The organism is Pseudomonas sp. Soil_N_39, from assembly GCF_057655955.1.
In genome coordinates this window covers 97,895-120,203 of record NZ_JBDGLI010000017.1, presented here as the reverse complement: position 1 = coordinate 120,203, position 22,309 = coordinate 97,895, and the positions used below count along the sequence as shown (strand labels likewise).

Below are 22,309 nucleotides of genomic sequence, written 5' to 3'. Positions count from 1 at the left end.
CGCTCCTGTTTGCATCGCGCCACCGGGCACCTTTGGCCAGGTACCCGGTGTTTTGCCGTTACAGCCAGGCCTTGATTTGCGCGCAAACCGCTTGGGTGGAGATGCCGTAGCGATCATGCAGGGTCGGCAGGGCGCCGGCATCAAGGAACGCGTCCGGCAAGGCGATCTGCCGGAACGTGGGCGTCACGCCGTTGCGCAGCAAAACCGTCGCCACCGCTTCGCCCAACCCGCCGATGATCGAGCTGTTTTCCGCGGTCACCACCAGGCGGCCGGGTTTGCGGGCCTCGGCGAGAATAGTGAGTTCATCCAGCGGCTTGATCGTCGGCACGTGCAGCACCGCGACATCGACGCCGTCGGTTTGCAGTTGCTTGGCCGCCTCCAATGCACGCATCGTCATCAAGCCGGTGGAGATGATCAGCACGTCATTGCCAGTGCGCAGGGTCTTGGCTTTACCGATCTCGAAGGTGTAGCCGTATTCGTCCAGCACCAGGGGCACGTTGCCGCGTAGCAAGCGCATATAAACCGGGCCCTGATGCGCGGCAATGGCCGGCACTGCCTGTTCGATCTCCAGCGCGTCGCACGGGTCGATGACCATCAGGTTAGGCATCGCGCGGAAGATCGCCAGGTCATCGGTGGCCTGGTGGCTGGGGCCATAGCCGGTGGTGAGGCCTGGCAAACCGCAGACGATCTTGACGTTGAGGTTCTCCTCGGCAATGGCCATGCAAATGAAGTCATAGGCGCGACGGGAGGCGAACACCGCGTAGGTCGTGGCGAAGGGTACGAAGCCTTCGCGGGCCATGCCGGCCGCGGCGCTCATCAGCAATTGCTCGGCCATGCCCATCTGGTAGAAACGGTCCGGATGTGCCTTGGCGAAGATGTGCAGGTCGGTGTATTTGGACAAGTCGGCCGACAACCCGACGATGTCCGGGCGCTGCTCGGCCAGGGCCGCCAGTGCGTGGCCGAAGGGCGCTGGTTTTGTCGCTTGGCCTTCGGCGGCAATCGAGGCGATCATCGCCGAGGTGGTCAGGCGCTTTTTGCCCGGCTCGGCCGTTGCAGTCGGGGTGTTGGCGGCGTTACTCATTGGTTTTTTCCTTCTTCAAGGTTGTTCAACGCCAGGTCCCACTCGTGCTCTTCGACACGAATAAAGTGAGTCTTTTCGCGGTTTTCCAGGAACGGCACGCCTTTGCCCATGCGGGTATCGCAGATGATCACCCGGGGCTGGCCGGCGGGGTGGTTGCGCGCAGCGTCGAAAGCGCTGACCAGGGCATCCAGGTCGTTGCCATCGACGCGTTGGGTGAACCAGCCGAAGGCTTGCCAGCGATCGACAATGGGCTCGAACGAGAGGATTTCGCTGGAGTAGCCATCGGCCTGCTGGTTGTTGACGTCGACAATGGCGATCAGGTTGTCGAGCTGCCAATGGGATGCTGACATGACGGCTTCCCAAGTCGAGCCTTCATTCAGTTCACCGTCCGACAGCAGGTTGTAGACGAAGGCGGGCGAGCCTTTGCGTTTGAGGCCCAGGCAAGCCCCGACCGCGATGCCGAGGCCCTGGCCGAGGGAGCCGCCGGTGATCTCCATGCCGGGGGTGTAGGCGGCCATGCCCGACATGGGCAGGCGGCTGTCGTCCGCGCCGTAGGTTTCCAATTCATCGAGGGGGATGATTTGTGCTTCGATCAGCGCCGCATACAGCGCAATCGCGTAGTGGCCGATGGAGAGATAGAAACGATCGCGTTCCTCCCATTCAGGCTCTGCTGGCCGATAGTTCAAGGCGTGAAAGTATGAAACGGCCAACAGATCGGCGGCGCCGAGGGCCTGGCCGACATAGCCTTGGCCCTGGACCTGGCCCATGCGCAGCGCGTGGCGGCGGATGTTGTGGGCACGTTCGGTCAGCGGCTTGTTTGGAACGTAGGGAGCAGGGGGTGTCATGGTAGAACTCCGGTTACTCAACGATTGACCAGGGCGGCGGGAATGCGCAGCACCAGCGAGGCACCGCCCAGCAGAACGCCGGTGATCAGGTACATGCCGATGGCGCTGGAGCCGGTCTGGGTGGTGATCCAGCCAATCAGGTAGGGCGAGCAGAAGCCTGCGAGGTTGGCGAAGCTGTTGACGGCCGCGATGCCTGCGGCGGCTGATACACCGCCGAGCAAGGTGGTCGGCAGCATCCAGAACATCGAGGAGGCAGACAGGATGCCGGACGCCGCCAGGCACAGGCTCAGGATCGAGAGCACGATATTGCCGCCGAGCAGCGCGGCGAGGGTCAAACCCAGCGCCCCGGCAATCATCGGCACAATAAGATGCCAGCGCCGTTCGCGGTGTTTGTCGCCGCTGCGGCCGACCAGCAACATGGCGGCAATCGCGCAGATATAAGGCAGGCTGGTCAGAAAGCCGATATGCAGCGGATCGGACACCCCCGCGTTGCGCACCAGCGTGGGCAGCCAGAAGGTGATTGCGTACTGACCCATCACCACGCAGAAGTAGATCCCTGCCAGCAGCCACAGGCGGCGGTCGCGAATGAACTCGCCCACTGAAGCATGGGTGACTTTGCGCTGGTCGTCCTCGGCCAGTTCACGGCTGATCAGGGCTTTTTCGTCGTCATCGAGCCAACTGGCCTGGTGTACACCGTCCTTGAGATAGCTCAGCACCAACAGCCCGACAACGACCGTGGGAATAGCTTCCAGCACAAACATCCACTGCCATCCGGCCCAACCGTGCATACCGGCGAAGTGGTTCATGATCCAACCGGACAGCGGGCCGCCGACCATGCCCGACAGCGGAATGGCGATGAACCACAACACCGTCATGCGGGCGCGTCGGTACGACGGAAACCAGTACGTCAGGTAGAGCAACAAACCGGGCGCCAGGCCGGCTTCGGCAATACCCAGGAGAAAACGCAGGGCATAGAACTGCCAGGCGGTTTCGACGAAGGCGAACAGGGCGGAAATGATGCCCCAGGTGATCATGATCCGCGCGATCCACACGCGGGCGCCGACCTTGTGCAGGATGATGTTGCTGGGCACTTCGCAGAGGAAGTAGCCGATGAAGAACATGCCAGCGCCCAGTCCGTAGACGGTTTCGCTGAGTGCCAGGTCGTTCATCATCTGCAGCTTGGCAAAGCCGACGTTGACCCGATCCAGGTACGCGCACAAATAGCACAGCATCAGGAATGGCATCAGCCGCCAGGCTGTTTTCCGGTAGGCATTGGAGCGCACGGTCGAAACCGCTTCGAGCGACAAAGTCGTCATGATGGTCTGATCTCTTGTTTTTATTGACCGCCAGGCCAGAAGGCCCGGCATGCGTCGTCGATCCAGAACCGCACGGGCCGCGCCGGCCCGCCCAGGTACATCAGTGAATCAGCATGCCGCCGTTCACATCCAAGGTGGTGCCAGTCAGATACGAGGATAAGTCGCTGGCCAGGAAGAGGGCGGCGTTGGCGACGTCCTGGGCCTCACCCAGGCGGCCCAGTGGAATGCCGTCGATGATTGCGTGCCGACGCTCATCCTGCATGAGGCCACCGGTGATGTCGGTGTGGATCAAGCCCGGGGCGATGGAATTGACCCGTACCTTGTCCGGCCCCAGTTCGCGAGCCATCGCCTTGGCCAGGCCCAGTACGCCGGCCTTGGCGGCGCTGTAATGCGGGCCGCCAAAGATGCCGCCGCCGCGTTGGGCGGACACTGACGACATACAGACGATGCTGCCGGCGGACTGATGGCGCATGGTCGGGATCACCGCTTGTGACATGAGCAAGGTTCCGCGCAGGCTGACGTCCAGCACCTTGTCGTAATCCGCTGGGCGGATGTCCAGGGTCTTGAGGGGTTGGGTTATGCCGGCATTGTTGACCAGAATGTCGATGCGGCCGAAATGCTCGAGGATCGTGGCAACGGCGCGTTGGACCTGCTGTTCATCCGCGACATTCGCCGCAAGGCCCAGATGGCCTTCGCCCAAGGAGGCAGCGGCATCACGTGCGGCGGACTCATCCAGGTCGAGAATCACGACGTGAGCACCGTGCTGCGCGAACGTTGTAGCGGTGGCGCGGCCAATGCCACGGGCGGATGCGGCGCCGGTAATGATCGCGACTTTGCCTTGAAGAAGCATGGAGGATTACCTCGAATTGTTTTTATGGGTCGATTCGGAAAAAATCGATGACTCAGCTTCTTCTTTGCCTGCGGGCTGAGCAATGGCCTAAAAATCATTCAGCGCTGAAAAAAATTCAGTACTGGGTCGTTCACGGCTGGCAGCTTTTACAAAAAAGCCCAACAATCATGGGACCTATTGCGGAGCGACCTGTCATGCGTACCGATGTCGATGCCCCTTTGATTCTCCCACCGCTGAAAGCAATTCAGGCTTTCGAGCAAACGGCCCGCTTCAACAACGTCGCCCGAGCGGCGGAAGTGCTGGACCTGACGCCTTCTGCGGTCAGTCACCAACTGGCGAAACTTGAAGGGATGATCGGTCGACAACTGTTCGTGCGTGCCGCACGGGGTGTAACGCTCACGCCGGTGGGGGAGCAATACCTCAAGGAAGTCTCCGGGTTGCTCCACAGCCTGGCCGTCGCCACCGAGCGTGCGGCCAGTGACATGAGCCTGGACTGCTTGCGCCTGCACTCGGCGCCGAGCTTCGGATTGTTGTGGCTGATGCCCAGGCTGGAAGCGTTTCGCGCTTGCCATCCGGACATCCAGATCAATCTGTCGTGTTCCTACGAGTCGCTGCATTTCAGTCGGGACAAGATTGACGTGGATATCCGCCACGGCACGGCGAACTGGCCAAGTTACGAGGTCCGCACCGTCCAGAACGAAACCTTCGCGGTGCTCGCTTCGCCGAAATTGCTCGCGCAATGTCCTATCCTCCGTGCATCCGATCTGTTGGATCGCGACCTGGTGCTGTCCGAAGCCACCCTGCTCAAATGGCCGCAATGGTTCGCACAGCATGGCCTGGCGCGCCCGCAAAAGCCTTACGCATTGAGCTTCGACCGCTCGTACATGTCGCTGGAAGCCGCCAGTCACGGGCTGGGGTTTGCCTTGGAAAGTACCTTGCTCGCGAAGAAGTACCTGGCGTCCGGCAGCCTGATCGAAGTGGCACCCGAAACACTCAGCGCACCCGTGGCTGCCCACCATCTGGTGTTTCCCAAAGCCCATTCCAGCTTCCCGCGCGTGCGGCGTTTCCTGGAGTGGATGGAGGGTGAGCTGGGGCAGGGGTTTGCCTATTGAGCGGCGCTGCCCAGCGCTCTGGACCTCGCATGCCTATGGCGCGGATGCTTTAGTTGCCTTGAAGTGTCCCGCTTTAAAAATCGTCCATTGATGAGCACGTCCGCAGACGGTGAGATAGGCACGACAGCCTTGCCCTGTCGCCCATCCACTCGAATAAAAAGGCCTGCACCCCATGCGCTCGCTCTTCAAAATTCTCGCCCTTGCTGGCTTCACGCTGCTCAGCATGCCCTTCGCCACCCAGGCGCAGGATGTCCCCGAGGCGGCCAGCCCGGCATTCGTGGTACACAAGCTGACGGACTTTCTCTACGCCATCGGCGAACCCCACTACTACCAGAAAAACTTCTCCTATCTGCTGGTAGGGGCGAACCAGGCACTGATGTTCGATTCGGGGGCGAACCAGAAGGAAGACATCACTCAAGTGGCGCGCAGGATCACCGACAAGCCGCTCTCGATGTTGCCTTCCCACCTGCATTTCGACCACCTCGGCGGGTTGCATAACTTCCAGAGCATTTACCTGGTGGATACGCCGTTCACGCGTCGCTTCAAAGGCAAGGATGGCCTCTATCACGTTCCGGAACCGGTCTACCTGGGTAATATCGATCACATGGTCGTGCCCCCTTTCAAGGTGGCGCGGCTGATACAGCCCGACGAGACGATCGACCTGGGCGGTCTGAAGGTGCGCCTGATGAGCGTGCCGGGGCATACGCCGGACGAAGTGGCGCTGTACGATGAGACACACAACATCCTGCTGGCCGGGGACCACCTCTATCCGTCCTGGTTGCTGGCCGGGAACCTGAAGGATTACGTCGCCTCTCTCGACGCCACGATGAAGGTGATCGATCAACAGACCGCCATCTATGGTGCCCATGCTGACGAGGACCCGACCCAGGTACCGGCCATGACCTATGCCGATGTGCGGGCGATCCGCGACAAGATGGTCCAGATCCAGGCCGGGCGCGCCAAGGGCGAAGCCTTCAGCGATCCGGAACTGATCAAGAGCTCCGAGCTTTATAAGGTGGAGAAAGACATCAGCATCCTCACCAACATCCGTTTCAACGACGGCCGGGGCTACGGCTACTGATCGGGCTGCCCGCTGGTGGTCAGTAACCAGTCGATGAACGCACGGATTTCCGGGCGTTCGCGGGTCGTTTCGGAGCAGGCCACGTAGTAGTTGTGCACCGCCGGCACAGAGATCGACAGCGGCCGTACCAGGCGTCCTTGATCGAGGTCCCGGGCGGAAACGAGTTCATCGCTCAGCGCCACGCCAAAACCGTCCCGTGCGGCCTGCAGGACCATGCCGAAGTCTTCGAAGTGGATATCCTCGATGCCGCCACGGCTGAAGCCGGCCTCGACCAGCCATTGCTTCCACTGGCTGCCATCGTCTTCGTGGAGCAGTCGGTGCCGTGCCAGGTCTGCGACTTCGTGAATGGCTTGGGGCCCGCGCAAGTACTGCGGGCTGCACACCGGTGTCATCTGAATGCCGTGCAGCAGGCGCCACCATAAGCCTGGCCAGGGCGGCGTGCCATAGACCACCGCGACATCGGCGCGGCGCCAGTCCACTTGCGGCATGCCCGCCGCGGTGATCACGCTCACCCGCACCGAGCGGGAGGCTTCCATGAAACGCAGCAGCGGGGTGGTGAGCCAGTCCACGCCTTCGGCCGGGGGAATGGACAGGGTGATTTCGACCTGTACCGGCTCATCCGTGCTTTCACTGCGCAAGGCGTCCACCGCAGCGCTGATCTCGCCCATGGCGTTGGCAACGCGCTTCTGTAGCTGGCGGCCATTGGTGGTCAACACCAACTGCCGGCCGCGCTTTTCGAACAACTCCACGCCGAGACTGGCCTGCAGGGCTTTGACTTGCTGGCTCACCGCGCCGACGGTGACGTGCAGCTCCATCGCGGCCGCCGCCAGGCTGCCCAAGCGGGCCACGCTTTCGAATACCTTGAAACTGTGCAACGGAGGAAGTGTCATCTCATCTCTCGCGAGGATCGGGGCTGGAAGGATGTTACAACTTACTATTCCCCTTTCGGGTTGATGACAGCAGAACCGACTATCCTTGCGGAGACTGAACGTCAACGTTGCATCCATAAAAAAAAGAGACGCCATGACATATTATGATCGCGCCATCGGCTCCAGACCCGTCATCACCTGCGGTGATCGAACCTGCATGACCAGGCCCCGGTTGCTCAAGATAATTTCAATGACGGTTTTCTGTCTCTTCACGGCAACGCCCGGATACGGACAGGATCTGGCGGCCGCGACGGACCCCACGGTGACGGTGGCTCAAGCGCAGGAAATGGTTGCCAAGGCCACCCTCGGCGCCGTTCCCTGGAGCGGCCCTGAATCCGGCCCGCGCGCCCAGCGTGGCAAGAGCATCGCCATAGTCGCAGAAGATATGCGCAACGGCGGTATTGTCGGTGTCGCCCAGGGTGCTCGCGAGGCTGCCAAGGCGATGGGCTGGACGCTGAGGGTATTCGATGGCGTTGGATCCCCGGCCGGGCGTGCAAAGGCCTTTGCCGACGCCCTGGCGGCGAACCCCGATGGGCTCATTCTGTGCGGCGCCGATGCCTTGGAAAACAAGGCGGCGCTGGCTGTCTTCGCCGACAAGGGCGTGCCGGTGGTGGGCTGGCACGCCGGGGAGCGCCCCGGGCCGATTGACGGCACGCCGATGGCCATGAACGTCACGACCGATCCGCTCGAAGTGGCTCGCATCACGGCCATGGCGGCAGTGGCGCAGTCGAACGGAAAGGCCGGCGTGGTCATCCTGACCGACTCCCGCTACAGCATCGCCATGGCGAAAGCCAAGGCCATGGAAAACGTGATTCGGGCTTGTCGGGAATGCTCGTTGCTGGAGGTGCGCGATGTCGCGATCTCCGAAAGTCGCGAGAAGATGCCGGCCATCACCACGGAACTGCTTCAGCGCCATGGCAAGCGTTGGACCCACACGCTGGCCATCAACGATATCTATTTCGACTACGCGGTGGCCACCTTGGCCAGCGCCGCGATACCCCGCGACGGCATCAGCTTGTTGTCGGCCGGTGACGGTAGCGCTTCGGCGTTCTTGCGCATCCAGGAAAAAAACTACCAGACCGTCACCGTGGCCGAACCGCTCAATGTGCATGGCTGGCAAGTGATCGATGAATTGAACCGACTGATGGCAGGAAAGCCGGTGAGCGGCTTCGTGGCACCGGTTCACTTGGTCAATGCCGACAATATCACCATGGACGGCGGGACGAAGCTGCTGTACGACCCCAGCAATGGCTATCGAGACATCTATCGATTCCAGTGGAATCCCTGAGATTCGGACGTGACTTCACGGCAAGGGAGCTTGGATCTCCCAGGCCGCCAACGGTCTATCGAAAAATAATGGCGCCGACCTGTCGATTTCGGCCGTTGCCATTCGATTAGTCCGTAGAGCCGTCACAAGGACGGCTTGATCCATCCATTCTCAGGAGATACGAGCATGCGATTTATGGTGATCGTCAAGGCCAGCCCGGAGTCGGAAGCCGGAGAAATGCCCAGCGAGGAACTGCTAGCCGCCATGGGCGCCTACAACGAAGAATTGGTCAAGGCCGGGGTGATGCTCGCCGGTGAAGGCCTGCATCCCAGTGCCGAGGGCGTGCGTGTACAGTTTTCCGGCAAGCACCGGACTGTCGTCGATGGGCCCTTTGCTGAAACCAAGGAGCTGATCGCCGGCTTCTGGATCTTCAAAGTCCAGTCATTGCAGGAGGCCATCGACTGGGTCAAGCGCTGCCCGAACCCGATGGTCAGCGACAGCGAAATCGAAATCCGCCAGATCTTCGAACTCGAAGAGTTCGGCGACTCCTTTACCCCTGAATTGCGCGAGCAGGAAGAACGCTTGCGGGCGCAGATGGCCGGTCAATCGTGAAACCGACGACAGGAGAACCCACCATGAGAATCATCCCTTACCTGACCTTCAACGGCCGCTGCAAGGAAGCCTTTGCGTTTTACAAGGAGGTGCTTGGCGGCGATCTGTTTTCCATGTCCTTTGCCGAGGCGCCTGAAGACGTCGGTATGCCCAAGGATCCGGACCTGATCATGCACGCCTGCCTGACCGTGGGCAGTTTCAGCCTGATGGCGTCCGACTGCCCGCCGGGTCAGCCGTATAGCAAACCCCAAGGCGTGTCGATTTCCCTCAATGTCGACAGCGTGGAGGAGGCCGAGCGGCTGTTCGAGCGCTTGAGTGAGAAAGGTCACGTGCAGATGGGTTTGGAGGAGACCTTCTGGGCGGAACGCTTCGGCATGTTCGAAGACCGTTTCGGGATTGCCTGGATGGTCAATTGCGAGGGGGCGAAACAAGCCTGACGGTGCCTCGGTCGCGATGCGGTGTCTGGCCCTTGGCAGCGCTCGCGACACTCTTCATTTCCTGCCCCCTGGATTGGCGATTCTGCCGAGCACGCTCGCCAGGGCTTGCCTCCGTCGTGTGAACCTTGCGCCAATACTGGGTTCACTTATTAAGTTGCCGCTTTAAGTGACCCATATGACCCCTGTGGGAGCGAGCTTGCTCGCGATGGCGGTGGATCAGTTACAAGGCTAGCGACTGACACTCCGCTATCGCGAGCAAGCTCGCTCCCACAGGGGGCCTGTCTGCGTCTGGCGGCTGCTTCCCAGTGCCGATAAGGACTTCGCATGCATCCAACCTCGTCCACATTTCCCTTGCACACCACCGTCGAACGCGAACTTAGCCTGCGTGCGGTCAGTACGGGGATCGTCCTTGGTATCCTGCTGACGCCTTCCAATGTCTATGCCGGGTTGAAGATCGGTTGGTCGTTCAATATGTCGATCATCGCCTTGCTGATCGGCTATGGCATTTGGCAAGGCTTGGCCAGTCGATCGGTGGGGCGACTGCCCTGGACGCTGCACGAAAGCAATATCAACCAGACCGTAGCCTCTGCCGCTGCGTCGATCATTTCCGGTGGGCTGGTCGCGCCCATCCCGGCCTACACCTTGCTGACCGGCCAGCAGTTGGAGGCCATTCCCATGGTGGCCTGGGTTTTTTCGGTGAGTTTCCTGGGGATCTGGATTGCCTGGTACCTGCGCCCCTCACTGCTCAATGACAAGGCGCTGAAATTTCCCGAAGGCATGGCAACCCTGGAAACGCTGCTGCACATCTACAACCACGGCCACGAAGCCGCGACGCGTTTGAAGGTGCTGCTCAGCGCCGCCTTGCTGTCCGGGCTGGTCAAGGCGGTCGACACCTTCATGTGGGCCATCCCGCGCTGGTCTCCGAGCGCTCAACTGGAACGCCTGACCTTCACCGCTGACCCGTCGCTGCTGTTGGTGGGGTTTGGCGGCATCATCGGTATTCGCGTGGGCCTGACTCTGCTGCTCGGCGCCTTGCTGGCGTGGGGCGGGTTGGCGCCGTGGCTGCTGGAGCAAGGCCTGGTGCAGTTGCCGAGCGGCAGCAGCGGCCCGCAGTTCGCGGCGCTGGTGGAGTGGTTGCTCTGGCCGGGGGTGAGCCTGATGGTCTGCTCGACCTTGGCCTCATTGGCGATTCGCTTGTGGGCCTTGCACCGGTCGACCAAGGCGGGCGGCGGGGCGATCTGGACGGTCCCCAAGCCTGGGCCTGCCGTCGGTTTCGCGCTGTCGATCATTTTGGTGGTCAGCCTGCAAGTGCTGTTGTTCGGCATCAACCCATGGATGGCCTTGTTGACCATTCCCTTGGCGATCTGCCTGGCGGCGGTGGCCGCCCGTGTGGTCGGAGCCACGGGCATTCCGCCGATCGGGGCCATTGGGCAACTGTCCCAGTTGAGTTTCGGCATCGCCGCCCCGGGCCAAGTACCGATCAATCTGATGAGCGCCAACACCGCTGGTGGTTCGGCCGGGCAGTGCACCGACTTGATGAACGACTTCAAGGTCGGCCGGGCGATTGGTGCCACGCCGCGCAAGCAGTTGATCGCCCAGACCCTGGGGATTTTCGTCGGCAGCATCGTCGGCGTGCTGGCCTATCTGGCCCTGATCCCGGACCCGCAAACCATGCTGCTCACCGAAGAGTGGCCGGCCCCGGCGGTCGCCACCTGGAAGGCCGTGGCGCAAACACTGACCCTGGGCCTGGATTCATTATCAGCGAGCATTCGCTGGGCGATTTTCATCGGCGGCGTGGTCGGTTTGTTGTTGGGGATCCTCGACAGCCTGCTGCCGGCGCATCGGGCCCGCTATCTGCCAAGCACGGCGGCCTTGGGACTGGCCTTCGTCTTGCCGGCCTCGGTGTCCCTGATGATGGCCCTCGGTGCGGTGCTCACGTGGCTGGTGAGCTGTCGCTGGCCGAGCCTCACCGAACGCTTCGCCATTACCGCGGCGGCGGGGTTGATTGCCGGGGAGAGCATTACCGGGGTAGGGGCGTCGTTGTGGCAGATGCTGGGGAATGGGTGAGGCGACCTCAGTTATCGGGAAACGGCAACGACAGAAGCCAAGTGCTAAAGGCCTTCAGCGCCGGTAGATGTTGGTATCGGCTCGCATAGACCAGGTAGTAGCTGCGCCCACTTTCCATCGGTTCGAACAACGCAACCAGGTCGCCGCTCTTCAGTTCATCCTGCACCAGGATCTGCGGGACCAGCCCGATTCCAATTCCCGCTGATACGGCTTGGATAAGGTGGGCCGTGAGTTCGAAGCTCGGGCCTGATCGCATGTTGCGGTGGTCGACGTTGTGCTTGTCGAACCAGTCCGACCAGACACCTGGCCTTGAGACGACGTTCAACAAGGCATGCTCGGCAACGTTTGCCGGCGACATGGCCCGGTACTCGGGCAGCGCGGTCGGACTGGCGATCACCACCAGCTTTTCCGTGAGCAACTGATGGGAAACGTAGCCGGGCCATTCCCCCGAGCCTGCGCAGATGATTGCGTTCATGTCATGGGTGGAGGATTGAACGTCTTCGCGGATGATCCTCGAATGTATGTGCACCAGCAGGTCCGGGTGCTTGGCATAGAACTCATGCATCCGTGGCAGCAGCCATTTGGAACCGAGGGTTGGCAGGACGGCCAGGTTCAAGGGGCCGCTGTCGTTCTTGTAGGCGATGGCCTGCAACGTTGCGCTTCGAATACGCCCCAGCGCGGCCGCCAGCTCGTGCTGATACAGCGCGCCCGCCGCGGTCAATTCAATCTTGCGGCCTTCACGGCGGAAGAGTTCGATTTCAAGTTGCGCCTCCAGGGTTTGTACCTGTCGACTGACGGCGCTCTGGGTCAATGCCAGCTCTTCCGCGGCCTTGGTGAAGCTGCAATGGCGCGCGGCGGCCTCAAAGGCAACCAGCAGTGACATCGAGGGTGTCAGGCGTCTAGGGTTCATTCATAAAGCTCATGCAAAGCCAGCAGGAATTACGTTTGCTCCCACCGTGAAGGGAGGCAAGAATCATGAAAACCTTGTGCAACTGCTCGATGCGTCTTGTGCCGAGCATACGTAATGTGAATGCATAGATTAGCTTCTCAGCCTGTAGGAATACATCATGATTGCCCGGTTAACGCCTCCTGATCCCCAGAAAGCGACCTATGACGCTTTTCTAAACGCGCTCCAAGTGGCGGGGTTTCGAGGCGAGATTGCCCGCGACCATGGCGACCGGACGGTTTTGGCCACCGACAATTCCATCTACCAGCGCCTGCCCCAAGCGGCAGTGTTTCCCCTGGATGAACAGGACGTGACGATCCTGGCGCGCCTGGCCGCCGAACCCGTACACCGTGCAGTCGTGCTCACGCCGCGTGGTGGTGGCACCGGCACCAATGGGCAATCGCTCACCGACGGCGTGGTGGTCGATCTTTCCCGTCACCTGAACAACATCCTGGAAATCAACGTCGAGGAACGCTGGGCCAGGGTGCAGAGCGGTGTGGTCAAGGACCAGCTGAACGCAGCGCTCAAGCCCTACGGTTTGTTCTTCGCCCCCGAACTCTCGACGTCGAATCGCGCCACCATTGGCGGCATGATCAACACGGACGCCAGTGGCCAAGGGAGCTGCACCTACGGCAAGACGCGCGATCATGTGCTTGAGCTTTCGACGGTGTTGCTGGGCGGTGAGCGTCTCACCAGTTCCGCAGTCGACGCCGCGCTTTTGCCGGCGCTGGTCAACCGCCAGGATCGGGTGGGCGAGGTCTATCAGTGCGCGGTGGACATCGCCGATACCCACGCCGAACTGATCAGGGACACCTTTCCGAAACTCAACCGCTGCCTGACCGGTTATGACTTGGCCCATCTACGCGAACCCGATGGGCGCTTCAATCTGAACAGCGTTCTTTGCGGCTCCGAAGGGTCCCTGGGCTTCATCGTCCAAGCCAAATTAAATGTTCTGCCCATCCCGAAATATTCGATCCTGGTGAACGTGCGTTACGCCGGGTTCATGGACGCCCTGCGTGATGCCAAGGCGTTGATGGCCATGAAGCCGCTGTCGATCGAGACCGTGGATTCAAAAGTGCTGATGCTGGCGATGAAGGACATTGTCTGGCACGGCGTCGCCGAGTACTTCCCTGAAGACCCTGCTACGCCGACGCTGGGGATCAACCTCATTGAGTTCAGCGGGGATGACGAAGAGGCGGTTCAGCAGCAGGTTCATGAGTTCGTCCTGCACCTGCAGCGTGATGCTTCCGTTGTCCGCTTGGGCCACACCCTGGCGATCGGCGCCGATGCGCTCAAGCGTGTCTATGCGATGCGCAAGCGCGCCGTGGGGTTATTGGGCAACGTCAAGGGCGAGGCCAGGCCCCAGCCCTTTGTCGAAGACACCGCGGTTCCACCTGAACACCTGGCGGACTTCATCCAGGCGTTCCGTGCGCTGCTCGATAGCCATGACTTGCAGTACGGCATGTTCGGTCACGTCGACGCCGGCGTCCTGCATGTGCGTCCGATCCTCGACATGAAGGATCCTGTTCAGGCCGCATTGATCCGGCCGATTTCCGATGCGGTCGCAGCTTTGACGCAGCAGTATGGCGGATTGTTGTGGGGCGAGCACGGCAAGGGGCTGAGGTCGCAATACGTGCCCGATTACTTCGGTGATTTGTACCCCGCGCTGCAAGCGTTGAAGGCGGCTTTCGATCCCTTCAACCAACTCAACCCGGGCAAGATCGCCACCCCGAATACGGTCCCCGATGCTCGACTGACCCGCGTCGATGAAGTGGAAATGCGCGGTGCCCTGGACCGGACCATCGATGAACGCGTCTGGCAAAGTTATGACACGGCGGTTCATTGCAACGGCAATGGCGCGTGCTACAACTTCGATCCGGATGACGCCATGTGCCCGTCCTGGAAGGCGACGCGCAATCGCATTCACTCGCCCAAGGGGCGGGCCTCGCTGATCCGGGAATGGCTGAGGTTGCAGGGGGAGCAGGGTGTCGATGTGCTGGCGGCCAGCGATCGGGTTCGAGGGGCTGGCGGGGCGCAGGGTGTCGCGCGTCGGGCCGTGAATAGCCTGGCCCGGAAGATGGGGCAGCCAGATTTTTCCCATGAGGTCTACGAAGCGATGACCGGTTGCCTGGCCTGCAAATCCTGCTCGGGTCAGTGTCCTGTCAAAGTGAATGTGCCGGAGTTCCGCTCGCGTTTCCTTGAGCTTTATCACAGCCGCTACCTGCGTCCTCTCAAGGACTACCTGATTGGCTCATTGGAATACACGGTGCCGTATCTCGCCAAAATGCCGCGCCTGTACAACTTCGTGATGAGTGCCCGGCCGATCCGCTGGGGGCTCGAACGAGTAGCCGGGATGGTCGATAGCCCGCTGCTCAGTTTGGTGGATTTTGCCGCCGTGTGCCGGCGCTGGAACGTGGAGGTGGCAACCCCTGCACGCCTGGAAACGCTTAGCGCTGAGCAGCGGGAGAAAAGCGTCATCCTCGTTCAGGACGCGTTTACCCGTTTTTTTGAAACGCCATTGCTTGTTGACTGGGTGGATCTGATTTCGAGACTGGGCTACAAGGTTTTCCTGGCCCCGTACGCGCCCAATGGCAAACCGCTTCAGGTCCAGGGTTTCCTGAAGGCGTTTGAGAAGGCTGCCAGCTTCAATGGCCAGTCCTTGCTCAGCCTTCAGCAGTACGGGATTCCATTGGTGGGACTCGACCCGGCGATGACGCTGGTCTATCGACAGGAGTACGCCAAGACCCTGGAAACCGGTAACGCTCCCCAGGTGATGCTTGCGCAGGAGTGGTTGATTGATGCGCTGCCGGAACATGCAGTTGTGGAGGCGAGCGAGCCTTATCACTTTCTGCCGCATTGTACGGAGAAAACCAACGAGCCGGGCAGCATCGGGCAATGGCAGAAGATTTTCCAACGCGTGGGCCTGACGCTTCAAGTGCAAGCCAGCGGCTGTTGCGGGATGTCGGGCACCTATGGGCATGAAACGCGAAATGCTGGAACGTCTGACACGATCTATGGACAGTCCTGGAAGTCGCTCCTGCAGAAATTCAATCAGTCGGGCAGGGTGGTTGCCGATGGGTATTCCTGCCGCAGCCAGGTGAAGCGGCAAGAGGGTGTGGCGGTGCTTCATCCATTGCAGGTGCTGTTGGCGCGAGTGAAAGCGGTGTCACTCGAACGCGGATAGGTGCGAGTGACAAACCCGTGGCGAGGGAGCTTGCTCCCGCTGGGCTCTGTAGGAGCTGGCGAAGCCTGCGATCTTTTGATCTTTTGATCTTTCGCTTGAAATTCAAGTGTCAGGGGGAAGATCGCAGCCTCGCTTCGCTCGACAGCTCCTACACATTCGTACGTTCAAAATGAAGCAGGGTACGCCGTCTCGTTCAGTACCGTCGCCTTCGAACCAAAAGTCAGGTGGATCAGCTTTCCGGGCTTTGGGTCCCAGCAAAAGAAGCGTCCGATGGAACGCATTTGCGCGAGATCCACGACGATGACCGATTCCACGGGCATGATCGTTTCGGTCCAGAACAACACGTAGAGGTCATCGGCAACGTCGAAATATGCGCAACGCTCGACATCGGCCATGCCTTTTTCCGCGCCGTTCACGCAGTGCCAGGCCATGGTTTGCGCGCCGAAATAGACGTGCTCATACCAATCGTCCGCGCTGTAGCGGTACAGCACGCGCTTACCGACCAGGCTGGATGCCTGGAGAATGGGCGAACCACCGGGCTTGCCATCGACCACGGCGGTGACGAAGTCGGTACGGGTGCGTTTTTCACTCCCACGATTGTAGAAGGCGGAGACCGCCGCCAGCACGTCGCCGGTCTCGTATTTCCACACCAGCGTGGCCGACTCCTGGTGTTCGGGTTTCAGGAATTCGACGAAGAAAATGCCAGGCCGTACTTCCACCGCTTCGTAGGTTTCCGTTTCGGATGCGCCGGTGCCTTCGCCCTCGAGGATGGTCCAGGTCAACGTCGTGTCATCGACAAAGTGATGCTCGATCAGCCAGCCGTTTTCGAAGCGAAGGTTGGCTTTTTTTCCAGCCAGGAATGGGCTCGGTGGGTATTTGTATTCATTGAAACCATCGGCCATTTCTTCCAGGGTTGGCCAGTGTTCTTCTGGCACGAAAGGCTGGTTCTTCAATGCTTGTTCAATTTGATAGCTCACAACGCTTCCTCGATTTCACGGCCGGTGCCGATTGAGGTTTCATGCTAGGAGCGGGGGGCTATCAATGTCTTGGCGCAGGGTGCCATCGCTTGTGCTGGAGTGACACATTGCCGACAACGCCGAGATCACCTGTATTCGTCTGAATGCTGATAGCGATAGTCGCGAGGAGAAATGCCGAATCGCGCCTTGAACGCCTTGGAAAAATGGCTGACGTCGTTGAAACCCCAGGCGTAGGCAATGGCGGTGATTTTTTCCTGAGGGGCAGCCTGACGGATGGCCTCGGCGCAGTGTTGCAGCCGCTGTTCCAGGATGTAGCGTCCCATGGTGGTGTGCTGTTGGGCGAACAACCGGTGCAGGTTCCTGACCGACGTGCCGATGGCTTCGGCCAGGCGCTCGGGAGACAGTTCGCTGTCGCGCAGATGCCGTTCGATCAGGACTTTTGCCTTGACGAGTTTCTGTGCCTGGCCACTGGAATGCTCACCGTCGTGCGCGGCGCTGACACCGGGCCGCAACAGCATCAGCAAGGCGTCGAACAACGCTGCGGTTTCTTCCGGTTGAAGGCTGGCGGCGTCGAACAAGCGCTGGGTCATCAGGCCGGCCATGCTGCCAAGGGCGCTGTTGGCAGCCAAGGGCCGATTGAACAGCAATTGCCGCTGTCCCAGGCGTTGCCGCAGCGCCTGACGGGGAATGATCAGGGACATCTGGTCGCTCAGGCTATCGAAATAAAAATCGCAGGGCTGGGTGATGTCCAGCAGCACCAGGTCACCCTTGCCGAGCCGGGCCCTATTGTCAGCCTGGCACATCGATGCACTGCCACCCACTTGTAAGACCAGGTAGAAGAAATCCTTGTCGTCGGCGCGAATGTCGCTGTGGGCTCGGTGCAGGTGCTGACAGTTGCTGATGATGCGCGAGCCGTCCAGCGCAGGGTGGGGGCCGATCAAGTTTTTCATCGCGCCGGTGAAACTCGCCAGACCCGGTCCGGCCGGCGGTTCTGCATGAAAGGTGCCGCATTTTTCGCCAAGGTCGTGATGCCAGGCTTCGAACCCCTGGGGGCCCTGGTAGAGCGGCTCTGCTTGCCAAGCGTTATGCATCGTGACCTCGGCTGCCGACTGATCGCCGGTTTTGTTTTTATGGTTGGATCGACCGTCGGCAGGTTTCCGGCGATAGAAGCATTTAGTAACAGGCCTGTTGAAAAGGCAAGCATCCGCCCAGCCATGGCAGTGACAGACATGTGCACGACATTCTGAACCATGTCCTTGCCCGTCCAGAGGGGCGTTTAATGGACGTGTGCTTCTTACTCGGCTGGAGTCTATTCCCGTGGATACAACGTATAACAATACCCAGGCCTCGGCTTCGCACCTGCAAAAGACCCTGCGCTGGACGGACGCATTCGCGCTGTCGATGGCGGTGTCGGGCTCGATTTTCGCCTCTTTCGGCTTTGCCCTCGGCGCACTCGGCCCGGTCGCGGCCTTGTTGCTCTGGGTCGGTTCGGCCGCCATCGGTGCCTGTCAGAACTGGATCTTTCTTGAGGTCAGCGCGATGTTTCCCGATAAACCCGGCGGCATCGCGATGATCGCGGCTGAAGGCTGGCGCAAGCGCTGTGCCTGGGTCGGCCCTTTGGCCGCGTTCGGCTACTGGTTGGGTTGGTCGGCGGTGCTTTCCATCATCGGCGTCAGCGCCGGCGCGCTGATTCAGGCCCAGTGGTTTCCCGAGCAGACCTGGAGCCTCGACACCGGCCTGGCCAACATCGGTCTGGCGCAGTTGATCGGGGCGGGCTTGATCCTGATCTTCTGGCAATTCAACCGGCGTGGCATCCATTTGGCGGCATCGATTTCCAAATACATGGGGGCGCTGTTGCTGGTGCCGATCCTGGTGCTGGCGGTCGCACCGTTATTGGCCCATGGCTGGAGCCTGGACCGGTTCCAGTCGGCCTGGCAGGCGCAAGAGGCGTTTAACTGGGGATCGTTGCGCACCGCGTTGGTCTGGCTGTTCTTGATCAGTTGGAGCGCCTACGGCACGGAGATGTGCGCGGCCTTCGGCCCTGAATACCGCAGCCAGCGGGATATGCGCCTAGCGTTGATGAGTTCAGGCGGTTACACCGTGTTGGTGTTTGCCGCGGTGGCCTTCGGCTTGGGTGGCTTGGTGGATCCGCAAGCGGCCCTGGAAAACCCCAGCGGCTTCTACATCGGCGCTTTTAACGCCGTGCTGGGCTCGGGCTGGAGCAGCTTTTTTGTCGCCACGTTGTTGGTGGGGCTGTTCATGGGCCTGAATGCGGCATTGGCCGATGGCTCGCGGGCGCTGTACGGAACGGCGTTGGAAGGGCTGACCATCAAGCAATTGGGCGTGCTCAACAAGCATCAGGTGCCGGGACGTTGCATGAGTGTGGCGGTGGTGGTGAACCTGGCAATGATCTTTTTCCTGTCTTCGCCCCTGGCGATTCTGGTGACGGCCAATATCGGTTATCTGATCGCCATTTTCTTCGCCCTCTCGGGGTTTATCTGGCTGCGCAAGGACGCGCCGCTGCACCCGCGTCCGGTGCGCCTGGGACGAGGCTGGCTGGCGGTGGCCTGGTTGTTGAGCCTGTTCACCGCCGTGGTGGTCGTGGTCGGTGCCGCCTCGGCCGAACTGGCCGGTTATGGCGGTTTGAAAGAAGTCTTGATCGCCGTGGGCATCCTCACGTGTTCGCTGCTGCTGTATGCCTATCGACGCGTCGTCCAGGACCGTGTGCCAGCCTTGCCGCCGGTATCCCAGCATTGAACTGCATCGTATTGACAATAATAAAAGCGCTGACCAAGAGGAACACCCATGTTGTCCGTTGAAACACCTACGACCTATTACACGGCCACCCGCAAATATGATTTGAAATTCGATGATCTGGAGCAGGATCTGGAAGCCGAAGTGGTGGTCATCGGAGGCGGATTCTCCGGCATCAATACCGCGCTGGAACTGGCCGAGCGCGGAGTGACGGACGTGGTCGTGCTGGAGGCCCGCTACCTGGGTTTTGGTGGCTCGGGGCGCAATGGTGGACACGTGATGGCCGGGATCGGCCATGACCTGGAGAAGATTCGCAAAAGCGTCGGGGAGGAGGGACTCAAGGCGATTTTCGAGATCAGCGATCTGGGCGCATCGATCATCCAGAGCCGCATCCAGCGTTACCAGATTGACGCGGATTTCTGCCATGGCTACGGCTACCTGGGTTTCAACAAGCGACAGGGGCGCCTGCTGCAGGCGTGGGAAAAGGAATACAAGCAGCTCAATCCGGAGCATGAGATTGCCTACCTCGAAGGCGCCGAAGTCAGGAACATCGTCGGCTCCGATGTGTACAGCTGTGCCCTCAAGCATATGGGCAACGGTCACATCCACTCGCTGAACATGCTGTTGGGGGCGGCCAAGGCCCTGGTGGGACTGGGAGGGCGCATTTATGAAAATACCCCCGTGCTTGAAGTGACCTACGGCGACACCATCACCTTGCGCACGGCGAAGGGATCGGTGCGAGCAAAAAAGATTCTCTGGTCCTGCGGCGCATTTCTCGACCGCTTGGAACCCGAGCTGCACAAGACGATGGTCAGCACCTACGCCTTTCAGTTGGTGACGGAGCCGCTGCCGACCTCGCTGATCGAGCAGATCAGCCCGATCCGTGGGGCGTTCAGTGATATTCGCCCGGTGATCGAGTACTACCGGGTGACCAATGAAAATCGTCTGCTGTTTGGTTCCGCGACGCGCCTGCTGGAGTACATTCCCAACGATTTGAAGGTATGGAACCGCCATCTGATGCTCAAGGTTTTTCCGTACCTTGAACACGTGAAAATCGACCTGGCCTGGGGTGGGCCGATGGAGTGCAGCGCCAACCTGTTCCCGCAAATCGGCACGCTGCCTGGGCGCAATAACGCTTATTTCGTCCAGGGTTACTCGGGCTTCGGCGTGACACCGAGCCACGTGGTCAGCCGTGTCATTGCCGACGGGATGACCAGCGGATCGCGGCATTGGGATGTGATGAGTGCGATCCCGCGAACGCGTATTCCTGGCAAGGACCATTGGCGAAACTTGATCTGCACACTCGGAAAAGTCAGTCACCAACTGGCGGGCTACCGCAACGGTCGCCGCTGACACCGCTTTATCCCTGACCTGACCAGCGCCGCCTGGCGGCGCCCACTGTTTCTCCTTTCTGACATCGGAGTTCGGCCTATGCACGCCTATAAAAAAACAATCGTTGTGCTTTCGCTCACCTGCGCCGCTGTTCCAGGGCTGGCACAACCGCTCTACAACAATGGGACAACAGAAGTCGATGCGCGCCTGCTGGCGTTGGCTGGTGCCTTCTACAGCCGTGAAAACTACTCGCAGTCTGGGACCCGCGGTGAGGGTTCCAGCCGCTGGCAGGAAGCGGTGCTGCAATACGGCCTTGATGCGCGCCATACCCTCGACGCCGGTTCGCAACTCTATGGCTCGTTGAACTGGGTCAGCTCCGCGACCTTTGGCGATGGCGATCCGGCGGGTTGGACCTCTGGTGACGAACGCACGACAAAAATCGAAGATGCCTACGTGGGCTGGCACTCTGGCACGCTGTTCAGCGCCTTGGGCGAGAATGGCGTGGACCTGTCGGTCGGCCGGCAAAATATTGTGATCGGCGACGGCTTTCTGGTCAGTGGCGATGCCCTGAACTTGGGCAAGGAATTTCTCGACGGCCAGGCCAATCGAGGCGGGGCTTACTACCTGACCGGTCGCAAGGCGTTCGACCGCACGGCCGTGCTGCGCTTGGGTGGCCAGCAAGGCTGGCGCGGTGACCTGATGTGGCTCAAGTCTGACAACCCGGCCCAAGCCAGTCCGGAACTGGCGGTCGGTACGCTGGAACATGTCAGTCCCCAAGGCACCCTTGGCCTGACCTACCTGAACGTCACCGACACTGACCAGACCATGGCCGACATGCTGTTTCCCGACCGTAAGGGCATGCAGCTCTATAGCGTGCGAGGGCAAGGCAATGCCGGTGTTGCCGGGTTATTCCTGGCGGGTGAATACGCCTGGGAAGACAAGGACAACGCCAGGGAGAACGCCTGGTACCTGGAGGCCGGCTGGACCTTTGCCGACCTGCCCGGCACGCCTTCGATCAACTACCGCTACAGCCGTTTCTCAGAGGGCTACGACCCGCTTTTCTATGGAAACGGCCGGGCGCTGGGCACCTGGTTCCAGGGTGAAGTCGCGGCCAACTATGCGGGGCCGTTCAACAGCAACGCGGCCGTGCAGCATCTGGGTTTGAAGGTCACCGCCGCCGATGACCTCAAGCTGGGGATGTTGCTCTACACGTTCCGTACGCTCGATACTCGCCGTGGACAGCTTGACGCCGATGAAGCGGATATCTATGCCGAATGGGCGATCGACCCGCACTGGACCCTGATGCCACTGGTCGGTCTCTACAAGCCGAAGCAGAGTTCGGCGAGCGGCGGGACGCAAGTGGGCAATAGCCGCGCCAATCTTTATGGTCAGGTACTGGTGGCGTGGGCGTTCTAATTCAATGATGACTGCATGACGCTGGCGGAAGCTCGGTGTCTGAACACGCTGATTGTTCACGAATCGTGTTTCATACCATTACCTGAGGGCCATTGAAGGGTTT

18 protein-coding genes are annotated in these 22,309 nt (G+C 60.6%); 10 read left to right on the top strand and 8 right to left on the bottom strand.

Annotated elements, in window-relative coordinates; genetic code table 11:
- Positions 1-58: 58 nt before the first annotated feature.
- From AC3A5O_RS22635 to AC3A5O_RS22620, 4 genes are all read right to left on the bottom strand, one after another.
- Positions 59-1,081, bottom strand: a complete 1,023-nt coding sequence (locus AC3A5O_RS22635) for a transketolase family protein (protein ID WP_305470604.1) — start codon at positions 1,079-1,081, stop codon at positions 59-61.
- Positions 1,078-1,926: a transketolase gene (locus tag AC3A5O_RS22630; protein ID WP_305470605.1), complete on the bottom strand. Its 849-nt coding sequence runs from the start codon at positions 1,924-1,926 to the stop codon at positions 1,078-1,080. The genes AC3A5O_RS22635 and AC3A5O_RS22630 overlap by 4 nt, the downstream gene beginning before the upstream one ends.
- Before the next feature lie 17 nt (positions 1,927-1,943).
- Positions 1,944-3,242, bottom strand: a complete 1,299-nt coding sequence (locus AC3A5O_RS22625) for an MFS transporter (protein ID WP_305470606.1) — start codon at positions 3,240-3,242, stop codon at positions 1,944-1,946.
- 100 nt (positions 3,243-3,342) lie between these two features.
- Complete coding sequence (locus tag AC3A5O_RS22620; RefSeq protein ID WP_305470607.1) at positions 3,343-4,092, bottom strand: SDR family NAD(P)-dependent oxidoreductase; 750 nt, start codon at positions 4,090-4,092, stop codon at positions 3,343-3,345.
- Between the two features lie 194 nt (positions 4,093-4,286).
- Here AC3A5O_RS22620 and AC3A5O_RS22615 point away from each other — a divergent pair, with 194 nt between their 5' ends.
- Positions 4,287-5,204 (top strand): LysR substrate-binding domain-containing protein, encoded by a 918-nt coding sequence (locus AC3A5O_RS22615; RefSeq protein ID WP_305470608.1) that lies wholly within the window; start codon positions 4,287-4,289, stop codon positions 5,202-5,204.
- Between the two features lie 172 nt (positions 5,205-5,376).
- Positions 5,377-6,285 (top strand): MBL fold metallo-hydrolase, encoded by a 909-nt coding sequence (locus AC3A5O_RS22610; RefSeq protein WP_122568341.1) that lies wholly within the window; start codon positions 5,377-5,379, stop codon positions 6,283-6,285.
- On the opposite strand, the gene AC3A5O_RS22605 is transcribed toward AC3A5O_RS22610, so the two are convergent.
- On the bottom strand, positions 6,279-7,175 hold the full coding sequence (locus AC3A5O_RS22605; protein WP_122568342.1) for a LysR substrate-binding domain-containing protein: 897 nt from the start codon (positions 7,173-7,175) through the stop codon (positions 6,279-6,281). The genes AC3A5O_RS22610 and AC3A5O_RS22605 overlap by 7 nt on opposite strands.
- Positions 7,176-7,482: 307 nt before the next feature.
- Between AC3A5O_RS22605 and AC3A5O_RS22600 the strand changes: the two genes are divergently transcribed.
- From AC3A5O_RS22600 to AC3A5O_RS22585, 4 genes are all read left to right on the top strand, one after another.
- Positions 7,483-8,502: a substrate-binding domain-containing protein gene (locus tag AC3A5O_RS22600; RefSeq protein ID WP_487753756.1), complete on the top strand. Its 1,020-nt coding sequence runs from the start codon at positions 7,483-7,485 to the stop codon at positions 8,500-8,502.
- 165 nt (positions 8,503-8,667) lie between these two features.
- Positions 8,668-9,093 (top strand): YciI family protein, encoded by a 426-nt coding sequence (locus tag AC3A5O_RS22595; RefSeq protein ID WP_122568343.1) that lies wholly within the window; start codon positions 8,668-8,670, stop codon positions 9,091-9,093.
- A 23-nt stretch (positions 9,094-9,116) separates the two neighbouring features.
- The gene (locus tag AC3A5O_RS22590) at positions 9,117-9,530 is read left to right on the top strand and encodes a VOC family protein (protein ID WP_122568344.1); all 414 of its coding nucleotides are present in this window, start codon (positions 9,117-9,119) and stop codon (positions 9,528-9,530) included.
- Positions 9,531-9,854: 324 nt separating this feature from the next.
- A complete protein-coding gene (locus tag AC3A5O_RS22585) occupies positions 9,855-11,597 on the top strand; it encodes an OPT family oligopeptide transporter (protein ID WP_487753747.1) in 1,743 nt (580 codons plus the stop codon).
- Positions 11,598-11,604: 7 nt separating this feature from the next.
- On the opposite strand, the gene AC3A5O_RS22580 is transcribed toward AC3A5O_RS22585, so the two are convergent.
- Positions 11,605-12,507, bottom strand: coding sequence for a LysR substrate-binding domain-containing protein (locus AC3A5O_RS22580; protein WP_122568346.1), 903 nt, complete (start codon positions 12,505-12,507; stop codon positions 11,605-11,607).
- Positions 12,508-12,664: 157 nt separating this feature from the next.
- Here AC3A5O_RS22580 and ydiJ point away from each other — a divergent pair, with 157 nt between their 5' ends.
- Positions 12,665-15,727 carry a D-2-hydroxyglutarate dehydrogenase YdiJ gene (ydiJ, locus tag AC3A5O_RS22575; RefSeq protein WP_487753746.1) on the top strand — a complete coding sequence of 1,021 codons (3,063 nt, stop codon included), beginning with the start codon at positions 12,665-12,667 and terminating at the stop codon, positions 15,725-15,727.
- Positions 15,728-15,891: 164 nt separating this feature from the next.
- Here the strand turns inward: ydiJ and AC3A5O_RS22570 are convergent, their stop codons facing one another.
- Both AC3A5O_RS22570 and feaR read right to left on the bottom strand, forming a co-directional pair.
- Complete coding sequence (locus tag AC3A5O_RS22570; RefSeq protein ID WP_122568348.1) at positions 15,892-16,704, bottom strand: molybdenum cofactor biosynthesis F family protein; 813 nt, start codon at positions 16,702-16,704, stop codon at positions 15,892-15,894.
- A gap of 125 nt (positions 16,705-16,829) precedes the next feature.
- On the bottom strand, positions 16,830-17,795 hold the full coding sequence (gene feaR / locus AC3A5O_RS22565) for a transcriptional regulator FeaR (RefSeq protein WP_122568349.1): 966 nt from the start codon (positions 17,793-17,795) through the stop codon (positions 16,830-16,832).
- 226 nt (positions 17,796-18,021) lie between these two features.
- On the opposite strand from feaR, the gene AC3A5O_RS22560 reads away from it, so the two are divergent.
- The 3 genes from AC3A5O_RS22560 (at position 18,022) to AC3A5O_RS22550 (ending at position 22,206) form a co-directional block, all read left to right on the top strand.
- A complete protein-coding gene (locus AC3A5O_RS22560) occupies positions 18,022-19,461 on the top strand; it encodes an APC family permease (protein ID WP_240998518.1) in 1,440 nt (479 codons plus the stop codon).
- Between the two features lie 48 nt (positions 19,462-19,509).
- A complete protein-coding gene (locus tag AC3A5O_RS22555) occupies positions 19,510-20,811 on the top strand; it encodes an NAD(P)/FAD-dependent oxidoreductase (protein ID WP_122568350.1) in 1,302 nt (433 codons plus the stop codon).
- A 78-nt stretch (positions 20,812-20,889) separates the two neighbouring features.
- Positions 20,890-22,206, top strand: coding sequence for an alginate export family protein (locus tag AC3A5O_RS22550; RefSeq protein ID WP_354336563.1), 1,317 nt, complete (start codon positions 20,890-20,892; stop codon positions 22,204-22,206).
- Positions 22,207-22,309 lie beyond the last annotated feature (103 nt).

What these genes read in the sequence shown, in the direction of transcription:
- AC3A5O_RS22605 (WP_122568342.1), bottom strand. Translation starts at nt 7,175, where the DNA reads ATGACACTTCCTCCGTTGCACAGTTTCAAGGTATTCGAAAGCGTGGCC.
- AC3A5O_RS22635 (WP_305470604.1), bottom strand. Translation starts at nt 1,081, where the DNA reads ATGAGTAACGCCGCCAACACCCCGACTGCAACGGCCGAGCCGGGCAAA.
- AC3A5O_RS22630 (WP_305470605.1), bottom strand. Translation starts at nt 1,926, where the DNA reads ATGACACCCCCTGCTCCCTACGTTCCAAACAAGCCGCTGACCGAACGT.
- AC3A5O_RS22615 (WP_305470608.1), top strand. Translation starts at nt 4,287, where the DNA reads ATGCGTACCGATGTCGATGCCCCTTTGATTCTCCCACCGCTGAAAGCA.
- AC3A5O_RS22590 (WP_122568344.1), top strand. Translation starts at nt 9,117, where the DNA reads ATGAGAATCATCCCTTACCTGACCTTCAACGGCCGCTGCAAGGAAGCC.
- AC3A5O_RS22625 (WP_305470606.1), bottom strand. Translation starts at nt 3,242, where the DNA reads ATGACGACTTTGTCGCTCGAAGCGGTTTCGACCGTGCGCTCCAATGCC.
- AC3A5O_RS22595 (WP_122568343.1), top strand. Translation starts at nt 8,668, where the DNA reads ATGCGATTTATGGTGATCGTCAAGGCCAGCCCGGAGTCGGAAGCCGGA.
- AC3A5O_RS22580 (WP_122568346.1), bottom strand. Translation starts at nt 12,507, where the DNA reads ATGAACCCTAGACGCCTGACACCCTCGATGTCACTGCTGGTTGCCTTT.
- AC3A5O_RS22610 (WP_122568341.1), top strand. Translation starts at nt 5,377, where the DNA reads ATGCGCTCGCTCTTCAAAATTCTCGCCCTTGCTGGCTTCACGCTGCTC.
- AC3A5O_RS22585 (WP_487753747.1), top strand. Translation starts at nt 9,855, where the DNA reads ATGCATCCAACCTCGTCCACATTTCCCTTGCACACCACCGTCGAACGC.
- AC3A5O_RS22550 (WP_354336563.1), top strand. Translation starts at nt 20,890, where the DNA reads ATGCACGCCTATAAAAAAACAATCGTTGTGCTTTCGCTCACCTGCGCC.
- ydiJ (WP_487753746.1), top strand. Translation starts at nt 12,665, where the DNA reads ATGATTGCCCGGTTAACGCCTCCTGATCCCCAGAAAGCGACCTATGAC.
- AC3A5O_RS22555 (WP_122568350.1), top strand. Translation starts at nt 19,510, where the DNA reads ATGTTGTCCGTTGAAACACCTACGACCTATTACACGGCCACCCGCAAA.
- feaR (WP_122568349.1), bottom strand. Translation starts at nt 17,795, where the DNA reads ATGCATAACGCTTGGCAAGCAGAGCCGCTCTACCAGGGCCCCCAGGGG.
- AC3A5O_RS22620 (WP_305470607.1), bottom strand. Translation starts at nt 4,092, where the DNA reads ATGCTTCTTCAAGGCAAAGTCGCGATCATTACCGGCGCCGCATCCGCC.